This is a genomic window from Streptomyces sp. Da 82-17 (genome assembly GCF_046098215.1).
Classification (GTDB): domain Bacteria; phylum Actinomycetota; class Actinomycetes; order Streptomycetales; family Streptomycetaceae; genus Streptomyces.
Genome location: NZ_JBJURH010000023.1, coordinates 114,774 through 132,547, shown reverse-complemented (window position 1 = coordinate 132,547; position 17,774 = coordinate 114,774). Strand labels below are relative to the sequence as shown.

The 17,774-nt window shown below is 69.9% G+C and carries 16 protein-coding genes and 1 pseudogene; 6 read left to right on the top strand and 11 right to left on the bottom strand.

What is annotated here, in order from left to right; genetic code table 11:
* Positions 1-78: 78 nt before the first annotated feature.
* Genes ACIDOF_RS31035 through ACIDOF_RS31020 form a run of 4 tightly spaced genes read left to right on the top strand, consistent with a single transcriptional unit; the run spans position 79 to position 3,876 of the window.
* On the top strand, positions 79-1,212 hold the full coding sequence (locus ACIDOF_RS31035) for an ABC transporter substrate-binding protein (RefSeq protein ID WP_409009488.1): 1,134 nt from the start codon (positions 79-81) through the stop codon (positions 1,210-1,212).
* Positions 1,213-1,248: 36 nt separating this feature from the next.
* Entirely contained in the window at positions 1,249-2,037 is a 789-nt protein-coding gene (locus ACIDOF_RS31030) for an ABC transporter ATP-binding protein (RefSeq protein WP_409009487.1), read from the top strand.
* The gene (locus tag ACIDOF_RS31025) at positions 2,024-2,944 is read left to right on the top strand and encodes an ABC transporter permease (protein WP_409009486.1); all 921 of its coding nucleotides are present in this window, start codon (positions 2,024-2,026) and stop codon (positions 2,942-2,944) included. Before ACIDOF_RS31030 ends, ACIDOF_RS31025 begins: the two co-directional genes overlap by 14 nt.
* Positions 2,945-2,949: 5 nt before the next feature.
* Complete coding sequence (locus ACIDOF_RS31020) at positions 2,950-3,876, top strand: sirohydrochlorin chelatase (protein WP_409009485.1); 927 nt, start codon at positions 2,950-2,952, stop codon at positions 3,874-3,876.
* A gap of 14 nt (positions 3,877-3,890) precedes the next feature.
* On the opposite strand, the gene ACIDOF_RS31015 is transcribed toward ACIDOF_RS31020, so the two are convergent.
* On the bottom strand, positions 3,891-4,940 hold the full coding sequence (locus tag ACIDOF_RS31015) for a glycosyltransferase family 2 protein (RefSeq protein ID WP_409009484.1): 1,050 nt from the start codon (positions 4,938-4,940) through the stop codon (positions 3,891-3,893).
* Positions 4,941-5,180: 240 nt separating this feature from the next.
* Between ACIDOF_RS31015 and ACIDOF_RS31010 the strand changes: the two genes are divergently transcribed.
* Positions 5,181-5,426: a hypothetical protein gene (locus ACIDOF_RS31010; RefSeq protein ID WP_409009483.1), complete on the top strand. Its 246-nt coding sequence runs from the start codon at positions 5,181-5,183 to the stop codon at positions 5,424-5,426.
* A gap of 180 nt (positions 5,427-5,606) precedes the next feature.
* Here the strand turns inward: ACIDOF_RS31010 and ACIDOF_RS31005 are convergent, their stop codons facing one another.
* From ACIDOF_RS31005 to ACIDOF_RS30970, 8 genes and pseudogenes are all read right to left on the bottom strand, one after another.
* Positions 5,607-6,026 carry a DUF4440 domain-containing protein gene (locus ACIDOF_RS31005; RefSeq protein WP_409009482.1) on the bottom strand — a complete coding sequence of 140 codons (420 nt, stop codon included), beginning with the start codon at positions 6,024-6,026 and terminating at the stop codon, positions 5,607-5,609.
* Positions 6,019-6,564, bottom strand: coding sequence for a DUF1697 domain-containing protein (locus ACIDOF_RS31000; RefSeq protein ID WP_409009481.1), 546 nt, complete (start codon positions 6,562-6,564; stop codon positions 6,019-6,021). The genes ACIDOF_RS31005 and ACIDOF_RS31000 overlap by 8 nt, the downstream gene beginning before the upstream one ends.
* Positions 6,565-6,882: 318 nt before the next feature.
* Positions 6,883-8,091 (bottom strand): S8 family serine peptidase, encoded by a 1,209-nt coding sequence (locus tag ACIDOF_RS30995; protein WP_409009480.1) that lies wholly within the window; start codon positions 8,089-8,091, stop codon positions 6,883-6,885.
* 245 nt (positions 8,092-8,336) lie between these two features.
* Positions 8,337-9,428 carry a CDP-alcohol phosphatidyltransferase family protein gene (locus tag ACIDOF_RS30990; RefSeq protein WP_409009479.1) on the bottom strand — a complete coding sequence of 364 codons (1,092 nt, stop codon included), beginning with the start codon at positions 9,426-9,428 and terminating at the stop codon, positions 8,337-8,339.
* A gap of 251 nt (positions 9,429-9,679) precedes the next feature.
* A pseudogene (mgt, locus tag ACIDOF_RS30985) lies at positions 9,680-10,964 on the bottom strand (macrolide-inactivating glycosyltransferase).
* Between the two features lie 45 nt (positions 10,965-11,009).
* Entirely contained in the window at positions 11,010-12,371 is a 1,362-nt protein-coding gene (locus ACIDOF_RS30980; RefSeq protein WP_409009478.1) for an ABC transporter substrate-binding protein, read from the bottom strand.
* Positions 12,371-13,204: a carbohydrate ABC transporter permease gene (locus ACIDOF_RS30975; protein WP_409009512.1), complete on the bottom strand. Its 834-nt coding sequence runs from the start codon at positions 13,202-13,204 to the stop codon at positions 12,371-12,373. Before ACIDOF_RS30975 ends, ACIDOF_RS30980 begins: the two co-directional genes overlap by 1 nt.
* Entirely contained in the window at positions 13,204-14,127 is a 924-nt protein-coding gene (locus ACIDOF_RS30970; RefSeq protein WP_409009477.1) for a carbohydrate ABC transporter permease, read from the bottom strand. The genes ACIDOF_RS30975 and ACIDOF_RS30970 overlap by 1 nt, the downstream gene beginning before the upstream one ends.
* A 320-nt stretch (positions 14,128-14,447) precedes the next feature.
* On the opposite strand from ACIDOF_RS30970, the gene ACIDOF_RS30965 reads away from it, so the two are divergent.
* On the top strand, positions 14,448-15,302 hold the full coding sequence (locus tag ACIDOF_RS30965; RefSeq protein WP_409009476.1) for a phosphotransferase enzyme family protein: 855 nt from the start codon (positions 14,448-14,450) through the stop codon (positions 15,300-15,302).
* Positions 15,303-15,443: 141 nt separating this feature from the next.
* Here the strand turns inward: ACIDOF_RS30965 and ACIDOF_RS30960 are convergent, their stop codons facing one another.
* Complete coding sequence (locus ACIDOF_RS30960) at positions 15,444-16,157, bottom strand: 3'-5' exonuclease (RefSeq protein WP_409009475.1); 714 nt, start codon at positions 16,155-16,157, stop codon at positions 15,444-15,446.
* A 193-nt stretch (positions 16,158-16,350) separates the two neighbouring features.
* Positions 16,351-17,592: an SAV2148 family HEPN domain-containing protein gene (locus ACIDOF_RS30955; RefSeq protein WP_409009474.1), complete on the bottom strand. Its 1,242-nt coding sequence runs from the start codon at positions 17,590-17,592 to the stop codon at positions 16,351-16,353.
* Positions 17,593-17,774: the final 182 nt, after the last annotated feature.

Genomic DNA, 17,774 nt, shown 5'->3' with positions numbered 1-17,774 from the left:
ACCTGCCGACTTCCCGGCCTGCTCCCCCACCGCTCCACGGGGGACGTGAGGGCCGGGCCGACGAGAGGAACACCTCCCGTGCCTGCCAACCGCCCGACCGACACTGCACGTCGGGGTCCGCGCGCCCTGCGGCGCACGCTGACCGCCGCCGTCGTCCTGCCGCTGCTCGCCTTCGCGGCGACCGCCTGCGGCTACGGCTCCCAGGCCAAGGACGACACGCAGAACGTCGCCAAGGGCAAGCCGATCGACGGCCTCGACGAGGTCAAGGTCGGCTACTTCCCGAACCTCACGCACGGCACGGCGCTCGTCGGCCTGGAGAAGGGCATCCTGCAGAAGGAGTTGGGCGGCACGCAGATCACGCCGTCCACCTTCAACGCCGGCCCCTCGGAGATCGAGGCGCTGGTCTCCGGGTCGATCGACATCGGCTTCATCGGTCCGTCGCCCGCGATCAACGGCTACACCAAGTCCGCGGGCAAGGGCCTGCGCATCATCTCCGGCTCCGCCTCCGGCGGCGTCAAGCTCGTCGTGAACCCGGAGAAGATCCGCTCGCTCGACGACGTCAAGGGCAAGAAGATCGCCACGCCCCAGCTGGGCAACACCCAGGACGTCGCCTTCCTCAACTGGGCCGCCGAGCAGGGCTGGAAGGTCGACCCGCAGAGCGGCGAGGGCGACGTGTCCGTCGTCCGCACCGACAACAAGATCACGCCGGACGCCTACAAGTCGGGCTCCGTGGACGGCGCCTGGGTGCCCGAGCCGACCGCGTCCAAGCTCGTCGCCGAGGGCGCGAAGGTGCTCCTCGACGAGAAGGACCTCTGGCCGGACAAGCAGTTCGTGATCACCAACGTCATCGTGTCGCAGAAGTTCCTCAAGGAGCACCCGAAGGTCGTCGAGGCCTTCCTGCGCGGCACCGTGAAGACCAACGCCTGGATCACGGAGAACTCGGACGCCGCCAAGGCCGCCGCCAACGACCGCCTGCAGCAGGACTCCGGCAAGGCCCTGCCCGCGAAGGTCCTCGACCCGGCGTGGAAGTCCATCGAGTTCACCGACGATCCGCTGGCCGCCACGCTCGACGCCGAGGCGCAGCACGCGGTGAAGGCCGGCCTGCTCGAGAAGCCCGACCTGGGCGGCATCTACGACCTGGAGCTGCTCAACCGGGTCCTGCAGGACGAGCGCCAGCCCGGCGTCGACGACTCCGGCCTCGGCGTCAAGTAGCCACCGCAACCCGACCGTTCCCAGGAGGTGACGATCATGGCCACCAGCACCCTCACCAAGGCCGAGGACCGCACGGCGGTGTCGCACGCCGCACGCATCCAGCACGTGTCCAAGTCCTTCGGCCGGCCCGGCGCGCAGCAGCTCGTGCTCGACGACATCAGCTTCGATGTCGCACCGGGCGAGTTCGTCACGCTCCTGGGGGCCTCGGGCTGCGGCAAGTCCACCCTGCTCAACCTCGTCGCCGGGCTCGACGCGCCGTCCGTCGGCTCCATCGAGACGTCCGGCCGGCCCGCCCTGATGTTCCAGGAACACGCCCTGTTCCCGTGGCTCACCGCGGGCAAGAACATCGAACTCGCCCTGCGGCTGCGCGGCGTGCCCAAGAACGAGCGGCGTGACGAGGCGGAGCGGCTGCTCGGCCTGGTCCGCCTCGGCGGCGCCTACGGCAAGCGCGTGCACGAGCTGTCCGGCGGCATGCGCCAGCGCGTGGCGCTCGCCCGCGCGCTCGCCCAGGACAGCCAACTCCTCCTGATGGACGAGCCGTTCGCCGCCCTGGACGCGATCACCCGCGACGTCCTGCACGACGAACTGACCCAGCTGTGGCATGAGACCGGCCTCTCCGTGCTCTTCGTGACCCACAACGTGCGCGAGGCCGTCCGCCTCGCCCAGCGCGTGGTGCTGCTGTCGTCCCGCCCCGGGCGGATCGCCCGCGAGTGGACCGTGGACATTCCGCAGCCGCGCCGCATCGAGGACTCCGCCGTCGCGGAGCTGTCCCTCGAGATCACCGAACAACTCCGTGGGGAGATCCGCCGCCATGGCCAGCACTAAGACCTCCACCGAGACGTCCGCGTCCAAGGACCAGGACGGGGCCGGGGGCCTGTCGGGGCTCGCGGGCCTGGAGGCCGGGCTCGACGCCCTGGAGACCTCGGTGGACCAGCGCACCCCGCGCAGCGAGATCATCCGCAACAAGGTTCTTCCTCCTGTCTTCGCGATCGCTCTTGTCCTCGTCATCTGGCAGGCCCTGACCTGGGCCCAGGTCGTCGACCCGTACAAGCTGCCGTCGCCGTCCGCCGTGTGGGGCGAGATCACCGAGGCCTGGCTGCAGGGCACGCTGTTCGACTACATCTGGACCAGCCTCTGGCGCGGCGTCTCCGGCTTCCTGCTCGCCCTCGTCATCGGCACGCCGCTCGGTCTGCTCGTCGCCCGCGTACGGTTCGTGCGCGCCGCGATCGGGCCGATCCTGTCCGGCCTGCAGTCGCTGCCCTCGGTGGCCTGGGTGCCGCCGGCCGTGCTGTGGCTGGGCCTGAACGACTCGATGATGTACGCCGTGATCCTGCTCGGCGCCGTCCCGTCCATCGCCAACGGTCTGGTCGCCGGCGTCGACCAGGTGCCGCCGCTGTTCCTGCGGGCCGGCCGCACTCTGGGCGCCACCGGGGCCCGCGGCACCTGGCACATCGTGATGCCGGCGGCGCTGCCCGGCTATCTGGCCGGTCTGAAGCAGGGCTGGGCCTTCTCCTGGCGTTCCCTGATGGCCGCCGAGATCATCGCGTCCTCCCCGGAACTCGGCATCGGCCTCGGCCAGTTGCTGGAGAACGGCCGCACCAACAGCAGCATGTCCATGGTCTTCCTCGCCATCTTCCTCATCCTGATCGTGGGCATCGCCATCGACCTGCTCGTCTTCAGTCCCCTGGAGCGCCGCGTGCTGCGCAGCCGCGGTCTCCTCGGCAGGAGCTGACCCTCATGCGCCACCCGAGCCGTCCACCGCAGCCCGCCCGTCCGGGGCAGGGCGGGTCCGCCCACCCGGGGCACGGATCCGCCCACCCGGGGCGCGGGTCAGCGCCCGTCCTGCTCGTCGTCGCGCACGGCAGCCGGGACCCGCGGCACGCCGCGACCGTGCACGCCCTCGTGCGCCGCGTGTGGTCGCTGCGTCCCGGGCTCCGGGTGGAGACCGGCTTCCTGGACTTCAACGCCCCCTCCGTGGCAGGCGTGCTGGAGGGCCTCGCCGCCGACGGTGTACGGGACGTCGTGGCCCTGCCGCTGCTGCTCACCCGCGCCTTCCACGCCAAGTCCGACATCCCGGCCGTCCTGCACGAGGCGACCGTCCGCCTGCCGCAGCTGCGGATCCGGCAGGCCGACGTGCTCGGCCCCTCCCCTCTGCTCCTGGACGCCCTGGAGCAGCGGCTGTACGACGCGGGCCTCTCGCCCGACGACAAGCGCTCGACCGGGGTCGTCCTGGCCTCGGCGGGCTCCTCCGACCCGGAGGCGATCGCAGTGATCGCAGAAATCGCGCGGGAGTGGCGGCGCACCGGTTGGTGTGCCGTGCGGCCTGCGTTCGCCTCCGCATCTCTGCCCCGCACCGAGGATGCCGTGCGCGAGCTCCGCGCCGAGGGCGTCCGCCGGGTGGCGGTGGCCCCGTACGTCATCGCGCCCGGTTTTCTGCCCGACCGGATCGCCCGCGGCGCGCGGGAGGCCGGCGCAGACGTCCTCGCCGATGTCCTCGGCCCGGCCCCGGAGCTGGCCCGGCTGCTGCTGCGCCGGTACGACGCCACGGCGTACGGCGCGACGACGGCGTACGACTCGGCAACCTATGGCTCGGCGACGCACAACCCGACGACGTACGACTCGACGGTGTCGCCTTCGCCCGTGGCTGTGGCGATGTCGGCCTGAGGGGCCGGCCGGCCTCAGACCGGGGCCGCGAGTGCGGGGCGTCCCTTCTCGTAGATCGTGAGTCCCTTCGCCAACTTCAAGGGCACCAGGACCAGTTCGACGACGAGCGCCTTCCACGCGTACACCAGGTTGACCGCCTTCGTCGCGTACACGCACGGGACGTTCCGCAGCACGCCGAGCAGGGGTAGTCGTCGTCTCCGGGCGGCGTAGATCAGCGGCGGCAGGGTGAGGAGGGTCTCGGCACCCAGCCACCAGGCGAAGGCCTCCCCCAACGACTGCGTACCGCCCGCCGCCACCAGGAACGGGGTGGCCAGCCACAGCGGGGCCGTGAGGATCTCGGCCAGGGCGAGCAGCACCCACAGCGCGAGCATCGGCTTCCCCTTCAGCAGGGCGGGCAGATGCAGCCGTACGTTCTGGCAGAAGCCGGCCATCCACCGCCAGACCTGCTTGCGCAGATACGTGAGGGTCTCCGGGTCGGCGGCCCAGGCGACGGCGTCGCTGACGTAGACCGCGCGGCGGCCCTCGATCTGGCGGGACCAGGTGAAGTCCATGTCCTCCACGATGGTGCGTTCGGGGAAGCCGCCCGCGCTCCTCAGGTCGCTCCAGCGGAACATCGAGCAGCAGCCCGAGCACACCATGGGGCTGTTGGCCGCGTGCTGGATCGGCCGATGCCAGTGGAAGCCGAAGAGATACTCCACGGACCTGCCGCGTTCCCAGATGGTGCGGGTGAATCGCGTCTGGACGTTGCCCGCCGCGATCGCCACTTCGGGGTCGTCGAAGACGGCGACGGTGCGCTCGATGTAGTCGGGCGCCAGGACCGTGTCGGCGTCGACCGCGAGGATCAACTCCGTCGTGCAGTAAGGCAGGGCGTAGTTCTGGGCCTTGGCCTTGCTTCCCTGGTTTTGGGGCGGTCGCAGAACCCGTGCTCCGTATGCCTCGGCCACCTCGCCGGTGCGGTCGTCCGACGCGTCGTCGACGACGATGACCTGTTGGGGCCGCACCGTCTGTGCGGCCAGCGACTCGAGGGTCGCGGGCAGTCCGGCCTCCTCGTTGTGCGCGGGCACGACGACGGTGACTTCCAGGGGGACTCGGGTGGGCAGGGCGTCCTGGCCCGCCTCCCGATTGCCGCGACGGTGCCGGCCAGTGGGCCTGCCTTGCGCCCTGCCGTGTGTCCTCTCCTGAGTCCTCTTCTCTGTCCCTCGTGTCCCCTCTTGCGTCCCCGTTCGCGCCCTCATCGTGCCGCTCCGCCGATCGTCGCCGGCTCGTGGCGCGGGGTCCACGGACTCGGCCGCCTGCGTCGGGATTTGGGCCGAGGCGCGGGCCTGAGCCGCAACCTGGACCGGAGCCTCGGCCGGTGCTCGGGCTCGGTCGCCCAGCTCGGCGTGGGCGGGCCCGTGCTCGCCCAGCTCGGCGTGGGCGGGCCCGTGCTCGCCCAGCTCTGGGACAACGGGTACAAGCAGGGTCGTACTTCGTCGGGTACGTCGTCGTCCGATGCCGTCCTGAGGCGGACGACGCTGATCGTCAGTGCGACCAGCCCGACCAGGCCGTAGAACAGTGTGCTGATGCCGATGAACGGCAGTCCCCCGTGCATCTCCTCACCCCCGTAAGGAATTTCGTGCGTCATGGATCGCGCGGTCGCGGGAGGCTGGTCGTGCTCTCCCGGACCGGGCATCGCCCACGCTAGACCGAAACGCCGATTCCTATCCGGAACCCGAAATTCCTGTGGATAACTACGCCGAGGGCGAGGTCTCGTCGTCGAACAGCGTGCCTTGGTGGAACCAGAGCAGCCAACCCTTTCGAGTGAGCCGCCACAGGGAACTCCGGTGCGCCGTACGCCCGTTGTCGTCTGTGTCGAAGGTCAGATGAACCAGGTCGTCCGCCAGTTGGACGCCACGCATCCGGGAGGTGGTGATGGGTCGGTTCCCCGGTTCCGACTGCTCGGCGAGCGCCGCGATGATCGCCTCACGGTCCCACCGGCGGCCCGAGGCGCCGATCTCCGAGAACTCGGGGTGGAGCAGCGCGCCCATCAGCTCCGGCGAGCTGCGCACCTCGGGGGCCAGCAGGCGCAGTTCGCCCTCGATGGCGGCCTGCACGGCGGGCGAGTTCTGGCTCTGGTTCTGGCCCTGCTCTTGCTTCTGGTTCTCAGGCACGGGTGAGCTCCGCGAGTTTGAGGACGGTGTTCCAGTTCCGGCTGGTCGCGACGACACCCTTCAGCAGCGAGGGCCGGCCGAGCGCGACGGCGAGCTTCGAACGGCCGAGGCCCTCCGGGGCGTAGAGATACAGCGCCCGGTCGCCGAGCCGGTAGTCCTCGGGCGCGTACGCGGAGGCGTCGACGGACGCGAGCTGTTCGGGGCGTACGGGCTCGGAGAAGTACGTGACGTGCAGCTGCTTCGGTTCGAGGGAGTCCGCGGGGAAGGGGCAGGCGTCGGCGACGGCCCGGAGATAGGCGCCGTCGCGGACCAGGACGTCGACGTCGAAGCCGAAGTGCGACGCGAGGGCGGCCGAGATGTCGGCGGCGAGGGACTCTTCGTCGCCGTGATCGCTGGAGAAGACGGCGTTGCCGCTCTGCAGATGGGTGCGTACGTCTCCGAAGCCCAAGTCCGTGAGCAGAGTGCGGAGTTCGGCCATCGGGACCTTCTTGTGGCCACCCACATTGATCCCGCGAAGCAGCGCGGCATACATCGTCATGGCCACACCCTAGACAGGGCCGCACGCGAGCCGAGTGAGCGAAGACGAGAAAGGCGACCGTCGTGCCCCGTGGGGGTTGGCACGACGGCCGCCGGTCCGAGCGGGCCTCTGCTGCCGGAGACCGGTGAGCGGTCCCCGGAAGCTGCCCCGGGAAGCGATACCCGGGAGGCCCTTCACCGCTGTGAGGTGCGTTCCGACGTCGGGTCCGTGCGCGCATCCCCACGCGGACGTCCGACGTCACCTCGGCTCCCCCGGCCCAGGGGCTCAACTCCCTTGAGCCGGGGGGCTGTCAGCACATCGAGGAGGATCGAGGAGGTCTTACTCGACGACCTTGAGCAGCTTGTTCGGCGTGCCCTCGCTCGGGTTGCTGATCTTGTCCGGCGTGGCGCCCTCGGACAGGGCCGTGGCGACCTGCTCCGGCGTGGCGTCCTGGTGACCACCGAGGTAGACGGCGGCGGCACCCACGACGTGCGGGGTCGCCATCGACGTACCGGAGATGGTGTTGGTGGCGTCGTCACCGGTGTTCCAGGCGGACGTGATGTCCGAGCCCGGAGCGTAGATGTCCACGACCTCGCCGAAGTTGGAGAAGTCCGACTGCTCGTCGGTGTTGGTGGAGGAGGCGACCGTGATGGCCTCCTTCACGCGCGCCGGGGAGCCCTGGCCGGCGTCCGAGGACTCGTTGCCCGCGGCGACACCGTAGGTCACGCCGGCCGCGATGGACTTGCGGACGGCCTCGTCGAGGGCCTCGTCGGCGCCGCCGCCGAGGCTCATGTTGGCGACGGACGGGCCCTGGTGGTTCTCGGTGACCCAGTCGATGCCGGCGACGACACCCTCGGTGGTGCCCGAGCCGTTGTCGTCGAGGACACGGACGGCGACGATCTTCGCCTTCTTGGCGACACCGTGGGAGGCGCCCGCGATGGTGCCGGCGACGTGCGTGCCGTGACCGTTGCCGTCGTCGGCGCTGTCGTCGTTGTCGACGGCGTCGAAGCCGTGCTCGGCGCGACCCTCGAAGTCCTTGTGGCTGATGCGGACACCGGTGTCGATGACGTACGCGGTGACGCCCTCACCCGCGGCGTCGGGGTACGTGTACTTCTTGTCGCCCTCGGTGTCGGCCTGGTCGATCCGGTCCAGACCCCACGACGGCGGGTTGTCCTGCGTGGCGTTGATCGTGAACTTCTTGTTCTGGACGACCTTCGACACGGCCGGGTCGGCGGCGAGGCGCTTGGCCTCGGTCTCCGAAAGGCCGGAGGCGGAGAAGCCGTTGACGGCGGAGTCGTAGTTCCGCTTGAGGGTGCCGCCGTACTCCTTGGCGAGGTCCTTCTTGCTGCTCTTCTTCGCCTTGTCGTCCAGCATGACGATGTAGCTGCCGGCCACGGCGCCCTTGGCGTTCGCACCGTAGATCTTGCCCTCGGCCGCCGGCGCGGCGCCCGCGAACGAGGTCGCGAAGACGGTGACGCCCACGGCGGTCGCAGCGGTGGCTATCGCCGCGGTGAGCTTGAGGGAACGAGCACGCTTGTGAGTTGCCATGAAGAGGGGTCTCCTCGTGGTGTGGGGGTTGTGGGGGGTAAGCGTTACTGCCTCAACGCCCGTAGATCCGGAAGATCTCCGGGGGTTGGGACGAAACCCTGTCGGATTGACGCGCGCAGATCAATACCTACATACAGCTGTGACTTGTTCAACAAGGTTCCGCAATAACAAATAGGGCGCTCTGCGCAAATCGCAGAGCGCCCTCAGGGTCTTCCCGGAGTCCCCTCCCCGGCCCCCGAATCGCCTCAGGCTGCGGCGGCGAGTTTGCGCTGCTCGAAGCTGTCGAGCGTGCGCGTGAAGTCGCGGGTGGACAGCAACAACTTGTAGATGATGGCGAGTTCGAAGACGAGGAGGAGGGCGCCGGAGACGATCGTGGCCGGAATCACCACGTCGAAGAGCGGGCCGATCATGAAGACGCCCATCTGGAACTCGATGCCGCTCACGAGGTGGGCGCGAATCCGCTTGCGCAGCAGGTACGAGCGGCAGCGCAGATACCACGGGAAGCGGCGGCGGAACTCCTGGTGCAGGTCGATGACTTGCGCCTTGCGTGCGGCGGGGGCGACCTCCGTCGCGGAGTCCGCCGGGGTTCCCGCAGGCCCGTCGGCCGGGGTGTTCGCAGTCCCGTCAGCCAGAGTTTCCGCAGGCCCGTCGGCCAGGGATGCCCCGACCGGTGAAACGTCGAGCGCCGAGGCGTCCGCGCCCCGCACGAGACCGTTGCGCGCCGCCTGCAGGTCCTGCTCGATGTCCGCCTCGGGGTTGTCCCGCAGCAGGTCCTCCATGAACGCCAGTTCCGCCTGGTTCTCGGCCCTGCGGGCCTCCCGCATGCGGGTCTTGATCTGCTTGCGCATGGTGTGCCGGATCTTGAAGATCTCGAGCGAGTTGATGTACCGCAGGGTGTCGAGGCCGACCACCGCGAGCGACAGCCAGATGTAGACCGTCTCACCGGTCCGCTGGTACTGGCCCGCCATCAGGGCGACCGCGCAGACCATGACTCTGATCCGGTCGAAGACGAAGTCGAGCCAGGCGCCGAAGACCGAGCCGGTGCCGGTCAGTCGGGCGACCTTGCCGTCCATGCAGTCGAGGATGAAGCTCAGGTGGTAGACGACGGCGCCCGCGATCAGCCAGCGCCAGTCCGCCATGGCGAAGCAGGCGGCGGACACGAGGCCGAGCAGGAACGCACCCCACGTGATCTGGTTCGGGGTGATCCCGGTGCGCATCGCGGTCTGCCGCACCAGGGGCGTGGCGACGGGGTCGACGAGCAGCACTGTCCACCAGGCGTCGCGCTTCTTCTCGGTGATGCGGCGTACCTCGGCGAGAGGCGGTATGTCTCGGCGCATGTCAACTTCCTGGCGTTCGAGTGGAATTCACCTCACGCTAAGAAGGTCGTTGACAAAGGAACAAGAAGCCATGCGTACAACCTTTACCGGGGGGTAAGGGTCGTAGTTCTCAGTCGAGTCAATGCCCTCCGTGGACCAGACGTCCGTTATCTGAGTGTTACAACGACAGGCCCCGGCCGTCACCGAACCGGGGCCCGCCTCGTACCACCGGCCGCTGCGCCGAGGGCGTCGGCGGCCTGCGTGCGACGGAACTACGCCCGGGGCAGCGCCCCTTCGATCAGGTCGGCCGCCCGCTGCGTACCGCCCTCAGCGGCCATCTGCGCCTGGATGTCCCGCAGTCGCCGCGCCACTTCGGGGTCCTCGACGAGTTCGAGCACGGCCCGGCGCAGTACGTCCGCGGTGGCCTCCTCGGTCAGGATGTGCCGGGCCACGCCGAGTCCCTGCAGCATGTCGGCGTTGCCGGGCTGGTCGACGGCCTGCGGCACGGCCACCATCGGGGTCGCCGTGGCCAGCCCCTCCTGACTGCCGCCCGCGCCGGCATGGGTGATGAACGCGTCGGCCTTCTTCAGGATCGCCAACTGCGGCACCCACTGGTGCACTTCCACATTGGCCGGGATCTCGCCTAGCTCGCTCTCGTCGACGTGCCGGCCCACCTGCAGCACCAGGTGCCAGCCCGGCAGGCCGCCGAACGCGCCGATGCACTCCCGGTAGAACGCCGGCTGCTTCGTGAACGACGAGCCCAGCGACACGAGGACGACCTTCTCCGCCTCGGCCGGCCGCTGCCAGTCGCCCTGCGCGGACCGGTCGCCCTGGCACGCGCCGACGAAGGTGTGGACGCTCTCGTCGACCCGGTCGGCGTTCGGCTGCAGCGCCTTCGGAATCAGTACGAGCGAACGCGGCGGACGCCCGACGAACGCGTCGTGCCCCTGCGTGATGCCGTTCTCCTGCAGCCAGGACTCGAAGCTCGCGAAGTACGCCTTGCCTCGCTCGCTCGCCTTCAGGTCCCGGTAGAGCGGTTCGCCCACCTCCTCCTCGTACCCCTCCCACGCCACCAGGTTCGGCGAGAGGGAGATCTCCGGGACGCCCCACCGGCGGGCGAGCACCCGCGCCGGGTAGGACGTGATGTCGTGCAGGACCAGGTCCGGCTCGTCGCCCTCGTAGGCCTTCGCGAGTTGCGGCAGCGCCTGGACCGCATCCTTGAAGAACGGCTCGATGTTGTCGATCAGCGTGGTGCCCCAGGCCTCCGGATCGTCGTCCGGGGAGGGCAGGGTCGTGGTGTACAGGACGGGTTCCGCGCCGGTCTCGGCCACCTTCTCCTCGAAGATGTGCGGAATCGCGTACGTGACGCGGTGCCCTCGGGCGACGAGTTCCCGGATCACTTCGAGGCTCGGGTTCACGTGCCCGTGGGCGGCGATGGAGAACATGGCGATATGGGCACGCTGGGGAGTGGTCATGACGAGCACCGTACGCGAGACGATACGTCTCGTGCAACCTATTTTGAGACGCAGCGTCTCGCGAGGTCGGGGCGAGGGTCAGTCGCCCTCAGCCCGGCACCACCCCCTTACCTCTGATACCGACCCCTTACCTCTGATACCGAGCCAGCACCAGGTTCCCGTCCTCCACCAGCCGTCTTCGCAGTTCGTCCAGGTCGATGGCCCCGCTGTAGTACTCCTGCAGCGCGGGCGTGGCCACCTTGTCCTTCCACTCGGGGTAGCCGCGCACGGACTGGGCCGGCGCCGAGCGCAGATGCTCGGCGAGCGCCGTGCCCGTCGCCCAGTCGTTCTTCTTCGTGTGCAGGGCAGGGTCCTTCAGCGCCTCGGTGCCGGTCGGCAGCATCCAGTCGCCCTGGGCGAGGCGCACCATGTTCTCCGGCTGCAGCAGGAAGTCGATGAACTCCATCGCCTCCTTCTTGTGCGGGCTGTCCTCCGCGATCGACAGCGTCTGCGGACTCACCCCCTGCGTCAGCCCGTCCTCGCCTGCGGGCGCGGGCAGCACCTGCCAGTCGAATCCGTCGGGCGCCTGCTGCACGATCTGCTGCCGGTACGAGAACCCGAGCGGCACCATCGCGTACTTGCCGCCGAAGAATCCCGGGAGCGTGTCCGAACCGCCCATGCCGAGGGTCGAACTCGACGCGCTCTTGTCCGAGTTCACCTGGTGGTGCACGGTCTCCGGCATGACCTGGTCGGCCGCGTCGAAGCGGACTTCGACCTTCCCGTCGGCGCCGCGGTGGAAGACCTTCCCGCCGGTCGACAGCGAGAGGTTCAGGGTGGCCGAGACCGGTTCCTTGAGCGGCCAGGCGACCCCGTACTTGCCGTCGCCCGCGTCGCCGCCCAGCTCCTCGGTGATCTTCCGGAACTCCTGCCAGCTCCACGGCTCGTCCGGCGTCGGGATGCGCACGCCGGACTTCTTCAGCCACTTCGCGTTGGCGATGAGGACGCGCGGCTCCTGCAGGAACGGCACCCCGTAGATCCCGTCCCCGAACGTCGCCGTCTCCCAACTGCGTTGCGGCACATCGGACTTCAGTCGCTCCGGCAGCAGGTCCGTCAGATCCGCGAGGTAGCCGCCGTACGCGAAGTCCGCGAGGTCGTCCGACGCGTCATGGATGATGTCGGGCGCCTCGCCGCCCTCGAAGGACGTCAGCAGCTGGTCGTGCACGCTGTCCCAGCTGCCCTGCACGTACTCGACCCGCACGTCCGGGTGGGCGGCGTTCCACTCCTTCACCAGTTCCTTGTTGGCGTCGACCGACTCCTTCTGCCACGCCAGGGACTGGAACTGCAGCGTGATCCGGCCGCCGTTGTCGTCATCGGGCGCGCCGGAGCAGCCGGTGAGGACGAGAGCGAGGGCAGCGGCGGCCGCCGCGAACAGACGCAGTCGTGGGCGCGGGAGTGAACGGAGGCGGAGGCGTGGACGGAGGCGGAGTCGGAGACGCTGGGGCGTTCGCATCAGTGCTTCACCGCCCCGGCCAGCATGCCGCCCGTGATGCGCTTCTGGATGAGCGCGAAGATCACCAGCGAGGGAATGGTCGCGAGGAACGCGGCAGCGGCGAGCGGTCCCAGGTCGGCCACGCCCTCGGTGCCGATGAAGCGGTTCAGGATGACCGGCAACGTCTGCTTCTCCGGGGTCTTGAGCAGAACGAGCGCGAAGAAGAACTCGTTCCATGCGGTGATGAAGGCGAACATCGCGGTCGCCACGATGCCGGGCGCGAGCAGCGGCGCGGTCACCGAGACCAGCGTGCGCAGTCTGCCCGCCCCGTCCACCGCCGCGGCCTCCTCCAACTCCGGTGGCACGGCGCGGACATAGCCGACGAGCATCCACAGCGCGAACGGCAGCGCCCACACCACATAGACCATGATCAGGCCGGCCAGGGAGTTGATCAGGTGGAGGTTCTTCAGGATCAGGAACAGCGGAATGATGATCAGGACGAACGGGAACGCCTGGCTGATCACCACCCAGCCGGTGGCCGCCTTCGCGAGCCGGTTGCGGTGCCGCGCCATCACATACGCCATCGGGGTCGCGATGACGACGGCGACGAGGGCCGCGCTCAACGCCACGAGCAGCGAGTTCGTCATCGCCTGCAGCAGCGGCTGTTCGTCGAAGGCCTGCGTGAAGTTCTGCAGCGTCGGGTCGCGCGGGATCCACGTCGGGTCGAGGCTGCCGAGTTCCTTCGCCGGTTTGAACGCCGTGGAGATCAGCCACGCGAACGGGAAGGCGAGGAAGACGAGATACGCGGCGAGCGCCACGTACTGCGCCGCGCGCGCCGGTTTCGTCGTACGCATCATGCCTCGTCGCCTCCCTTCAGGCGGCCGACGAGATAGAAGGCGAGGATCACCGAGATCACCGCGACCATCACGCAGCCCATCGCCGCCGCATAGCCGAACTGGCCGTAGCGGAAGGCCTCTTCGTAGGCGAACAGCATCGGCAGTCGGGTACGGCCGCCGGGGCCGCCCTGCGTGAGCACGTACACGAGGGCGAAGGAGTTGAAGTTCCAGATGAAGTTCAGCGCCGTGATCGACAGGGCCACCGGCTTGATCGCCGGCCAGGTGACCGTGCGGAAGCGGCGCCAGGCGCCCGCGCCGTCCATGGCCGCCGCCTCGTGCAACTCCCGGGGTGTGTTCTGCAGTCCGGCGAGCAGCGCGACCGTGGTCTGCGGCATGCCGGCCCACACGCCGACGACGATCACGGCGAGCAGTGCCGTGGCCGTGCCCGTCAGCCAGTCCCTGCCCTCGCCCAGGCCGAGGTCGGAGAGCGTCTCGTTGAGCACGCCCGCGTCGGGGTGGTAGACGAGCCGCCACATGATGCCGACGACGACCTCCGGCATCGCCCACGGGATGATCGCGAGCGCCCGCGCCAGCCAGCGGAAGCGAAGGTTCTGGTTGAGCAGCAGGGCGAGGCCGAGTGCCAGGAAGAACTGCGGCACGGTGACGCCGACCGCCCACAGGAGGCCGATCCGGAACGAGTCCCAGAACAGCGTGTCGTGCAGCAGGTCCTGGAAGTTGAGGCCGCCCACCCACTGGGTCGCCGCGGTGCGGCCGGACTGCGCGTCGGTGAACGACAGCGCGATGCCGTACAGCAACGGGCCGACGCTCAGCACCAGAATCGGGATCAGCGCGGGCAGCACCAGGAACCAGGCGGCGTGGTCCCCCGCTCTGCTCGGGCGCTGCTGCTTCACTGACCGCTTCGTCGCGGTCGCCAATGCCACGGAATCGGCTCCTTCGGACGGTTGTGGTGGCGGTTGCTCTGGGGGTGGACTTCCCGTCTCCCGCCACCGCCCTTCCATGGATGCGCTGCGCGCCGTGACCTGTCCCAGGCAGTCCCCGTCATCGTGCTGACGGCTCGTGAGTACGTCAAGCGTCCGCGCATGCCTTGTGGCCAGTGCGAACGCGGCCTCGGCAGCTGCGAGACTGGGCCGCGTACACAGTGATCGGCGACGTGCTCGACGGCACCGGTGGCGGTACGCGCGGCTCCGCTTCGCGTGCCCCGCAGGCCCGCCCGTGCACGGCGCGCGGCGGGAGGCAGGACATGGACGAGGCACGGGCACGGGACGTGCTGGCCGAAGCCGGGCTGGCGAGGGACGCGGAACTCCTCGCCCTGGGCGAGAACGCGGTGTTCGGCACCGGCGACCTGGTCGTGAAGGTCGGCCGGGCCGCCCCCGAGCTGCTCGACCGCGCCCGGCGCGAACTGGGCGTCGCGCGCTGGCTCGAGGAGTGCGACGTCCCGGCGGTGCGGGCTGCCGAGCCCGAGCCTCGGCTCGTGGACGGTCATCCGGTGACGTTGTGGCACCGGCTCGGCCCTGCCGTGCGACCGGCCGAACCGGCCGATCTGGCCGGGCTGTTGCGTCTGGTGCATGCGCTTCCCTCCCCTCCTGTCGAACTTCCCCGCCGTGAACTGCTCGGCGGTGTGGAGCGCTGGCTGCGTCTCGCGGGCGACTCCGTCTCGCAGGCCGACGCCGACTACCTGCGTGAGCGCAGGGACGGCTTCGCCGCGGCGGCCGCGGCGCTCACTCCGCATCTGCCGCCCGGCCCGATCCACGGCGACGCCCTCCCCCGCAACGTCCATGTCGGTCCCGACGGCCCGGCCCTGGTGGACCTGGAGACGTTCTCGTCCGACCTGCGCGAGCACGACCTGGTCGTCATGGCCCTCTCCCGCGACCGGTACGGCCTTCCCGCCGAGGCGTACGACGCGTTCGTCACCACCTACGGCTGGGACGTACGCGAGTGGGACGGGTGCGCGGTGTTGCGCGGTGCGCGGGAGACGGCGAGCTGCGCGTGGGTGTCGCAGCACGCGCCGAGCAACCCGAAGGCGCTCGCCGAGTTCCGCAGGCGGGTGGCGTCGTTGCGGGACGGGGACCCCGAGGTGCGCTGGTACCCGTTCTGAGGCGCGGGCTCCTGGGGCGTCAGGCGAACTCGGGGTCTGCCGGGCCCGGGTGGGCCGGACTCGGGGTCGGCCGGGCCCGGGTGGGCCGGAGTCGGGTCGACCGGACCCGGTGGGCCGAACTCGGGCCGCCCGCCCGCCCGTTCAGTCGGATATGTTCCGCAACGGCCAGTTCCCGTCTATGACCGCGGTCTCGTCGCCCTTGCCTCGCAGGAACTTCTGGAAGTCCGCGGCCCACTCCGCGTACCACTCGACCTGGCGGCGGTGGAGTTCGGCCGGGCCGAGGCCGCCGACCTTCGGGTGCCGGACCGCTATCGCGGAGGCCAGGCGGGCGGCGGCCAGGGCGTCCGCCATGGCGTCGTGCGCGGACTCGAGCCGGACTCCGTACACGGAGCAGACCGCCTCCAGGTTCCGCTTGCCCTTTCGGTAACGATCGACGGAGCGGTCGATCGTGTACGGGTCGATCACCGGCGCCGGCTCGATCCCGCCGAGCCGTTCCCGCAGGGACGGCAGTCCGTACCGGTGCAGCTCGGCGGAGAGCAGGGTCAGGTCGAACGCCGCGTTGTACGCCACGACGGGGACGCCCGACTGCCAGTACCCGACGAGGTTGCGGGCGAGTTCGTCGGCCACCTGGTCGGCCGGGCGACCTTCCGCCCGGGCGCGTTCGTTGCTGATGCCGTGCACGTCCACGGCTTCCTGCGGTATCGGAACGCCCGGGTCGGCCAGCCATTCGCGGCGTCCGATCGGCTCCCCGTCCTTGACCTCGATCAGCGCGCCCGTGACGATCCGCGCCTCGCGCGGGTCCGTGCCCGTGGTCTCCAGGTCGAAGCCGATCAGCAGCTCCTGGTGCCAGCCCATCCGTGGCCCTCCTTCGTGATGCTCTCCCCCATGTGCGTTTCACGATCCCATGCGCCACTGACAATCCGACCGGCGCGCTCCGCTTCCTGCCCTGACCTGCGGGTCGTCCGTCACGGTTGTGAACCGGCGGCTGTCACGCCCGCGGCACCCGGGACACTCAGGACGTCCGAGGTCTCAGGACGCACGGGGCACCTCAGGACACAGGACGCGAATCCGCCCACACGGACTCGAACTCCTCGCGGTAGATCTCGAAGAGTCCGTGCTCGCCGCCCCCGCCGGCCTTGACCACGCGTCCACCGCCGCGCAGCACGAGCACGGGCGCTTCCATGCCGCGGGTGCGTCGCAGGTAGGACTGGATGACGGCCACGCCGTCCGATCCGTCACCATCGACCAGGTATGCGGTGAAGCGGGGAGTTTCGTCGAAGACGTGGATCTGGAAGGCGCCCGGGTCGCGGAGGCGGGAGCGCACGCGCCGCATGTGCAGGATGTTCATCTCGACCGAGCGGCTCAACTCGCCCCGTTTGAGGCCGAGTTCCCGTTCCCGGCGCTTGACCGCGCTGCTCGCCGGGTTGAGGAAGAGCAGCCTTATCCGGCTGCCGGTCTCCGCGAGCCGCACCAGGCGGCGGCCGGAGAAGTTCTGGGCCAGGAGGTTCAGGCCTATGCCGATCGCGTCGAGGCGCCGGGCTCCGCCGAAGAGGTCCTCCGCGGGGAACTGGCGCAGCAGCCGCACCCGGTCGGAGTGCACGCCCACCACGTCCGCGTACCGGTCGCCGACTATGTCCTCGACCGCGTCGACGGGCAGGCGCCGCGCGGAGGGCACGTCCGAGTCGGCGCCGAGCATCTCCAGGAGCCGCGCCGAGGCCCGCTCCGCCTGCGCGAGAACCGTCTCCGACAGGGCGCGGTTGCGGGAGACGACATTCCGCGCCACTTCCAGCTCGTCCAGGGCGAGTTCGACGTCGCGGCGGTCGTCGAAGTACGGCTCGAAGCAGGGCCAGTGCTGCACCATCAGCTCGCGCAGCTGCGGCAGGGTCAGGAAGCTCAGCACGTTGTCGTCGGCCGGGTCCAGCAAGTAGCCCTTGCGGCGGCTGACTTCGCGTACGGCGACGGCGCGCTGCACCCATTCCTGGCCCGCCGGCCCCGCCGCGGCCACCACCCAGTCGTCGCCGTGGACGGGTTCGTACACGGGCCTGACCACCGCGGAGACGACGGCGCGCAGCCGCTGCTCGACGAGGTTCAGCCAGATGTAGGCCCGGCCGGCACGCTGTGCGCGGGTGCGCACCTCGTGCCAGGCGTCGGCGCCCCAGTCCAGTTCCGGGCCTATCTGTGCGGCCGTGTCGATCGGGCGCGCCAAGGAGACCGCAGAGGGCGGGGCGTCGCCGGAGCCTCCCTCGCGACCCTCGTCGCCAGGGGGCAGCTCAAGACCGCCCGAGCTCACCCACGCACCGCCTTCCGCTCCCCCCTTGGGATCCCTTCGGGATCATGGTCCGGCGTCCTGGTCGAGAGCCGGGTCAACGATCAAGGAAGGGTACTCCGGGAGCGGTGGGCCATGCAGCCGGATGCACAGGCTCCTTTCTCAACCTCCTTGCTCCACAGGCCTGTTCTGGTTCCGGAGCGCTG

Coding starts and splice junctions, on each gene's coding strand:
- ACIDOF_RS31030 (WP_409009487.1), top strand. CDS start 1,249: ATGGCCACCAGCACCCTCACCAAGGCCGAGGACCGCACGGCGGTGTCG.
- ACIDOF_RS31025 (WP_409009486.1), top strand. CDS start 2,024: ATGGCCAGCACTAAGACCTCCACCGAGACGTCCGCGTCCAAGGACCAG.
- ACIDOF_RS31020 (WP_409009485.1), top strand. CDS start 2,950: ATGCGCCACCCGAGCCGTCCACCGCAGCCCGCCCGTCCGGGGCAGGGC.
- ACIDOF_RS31000 (WP_409009481.1), bottom strand. CDS start 6,564: ATGACGATGTATGCCGCGCTGCTTCGCGGGATCAATGTGGGTGGCCAC.
- ACIDOF_RS30995 (WP_409009480.1), bottom strand. CDS start 8,091: ATGGCAACTCACAAGCGTGCTCGTTCCCTCAAGCTCACCGCGGCGATA.
- ACIDOF_RS30990 (WP_409009479.1), bottom strand. CDS start 9,428: ATGCGCCGAGACATACCGCCTCTCGCCGAGGTACGCCGCATCACCGAG.
- ACIDOF_RS30980 (WP_409009478.1), bottom strand. CDS start 12,371: ATGCGAACGCCCCAGCGTCTCCGACTCCGCCTCCGTCCACGCCTCCGC.
- ACIDOF_RS30975 (WP_409009512.1), bottom strand. CDS start 13,204: ATGCGTACGACGAAACCGGCGCGCGCGGCGCAGTACGTGGCGCTCGCC.
- ACIDOF_RS30965 (WP_409009476.1), top strand. CDS start 14,448: ATGGACGAGGCACGGGCACGGGACGTGCTGGCCGAAGCCGGGCTGGCG.
- ACIDOF_RS30960 (WP_409009475.1), bottom strand. CDS start 16,157: ATGGGCTGGCACCAGGAGCTGCTGATCGGCTTCGACCTGGAGACCACG.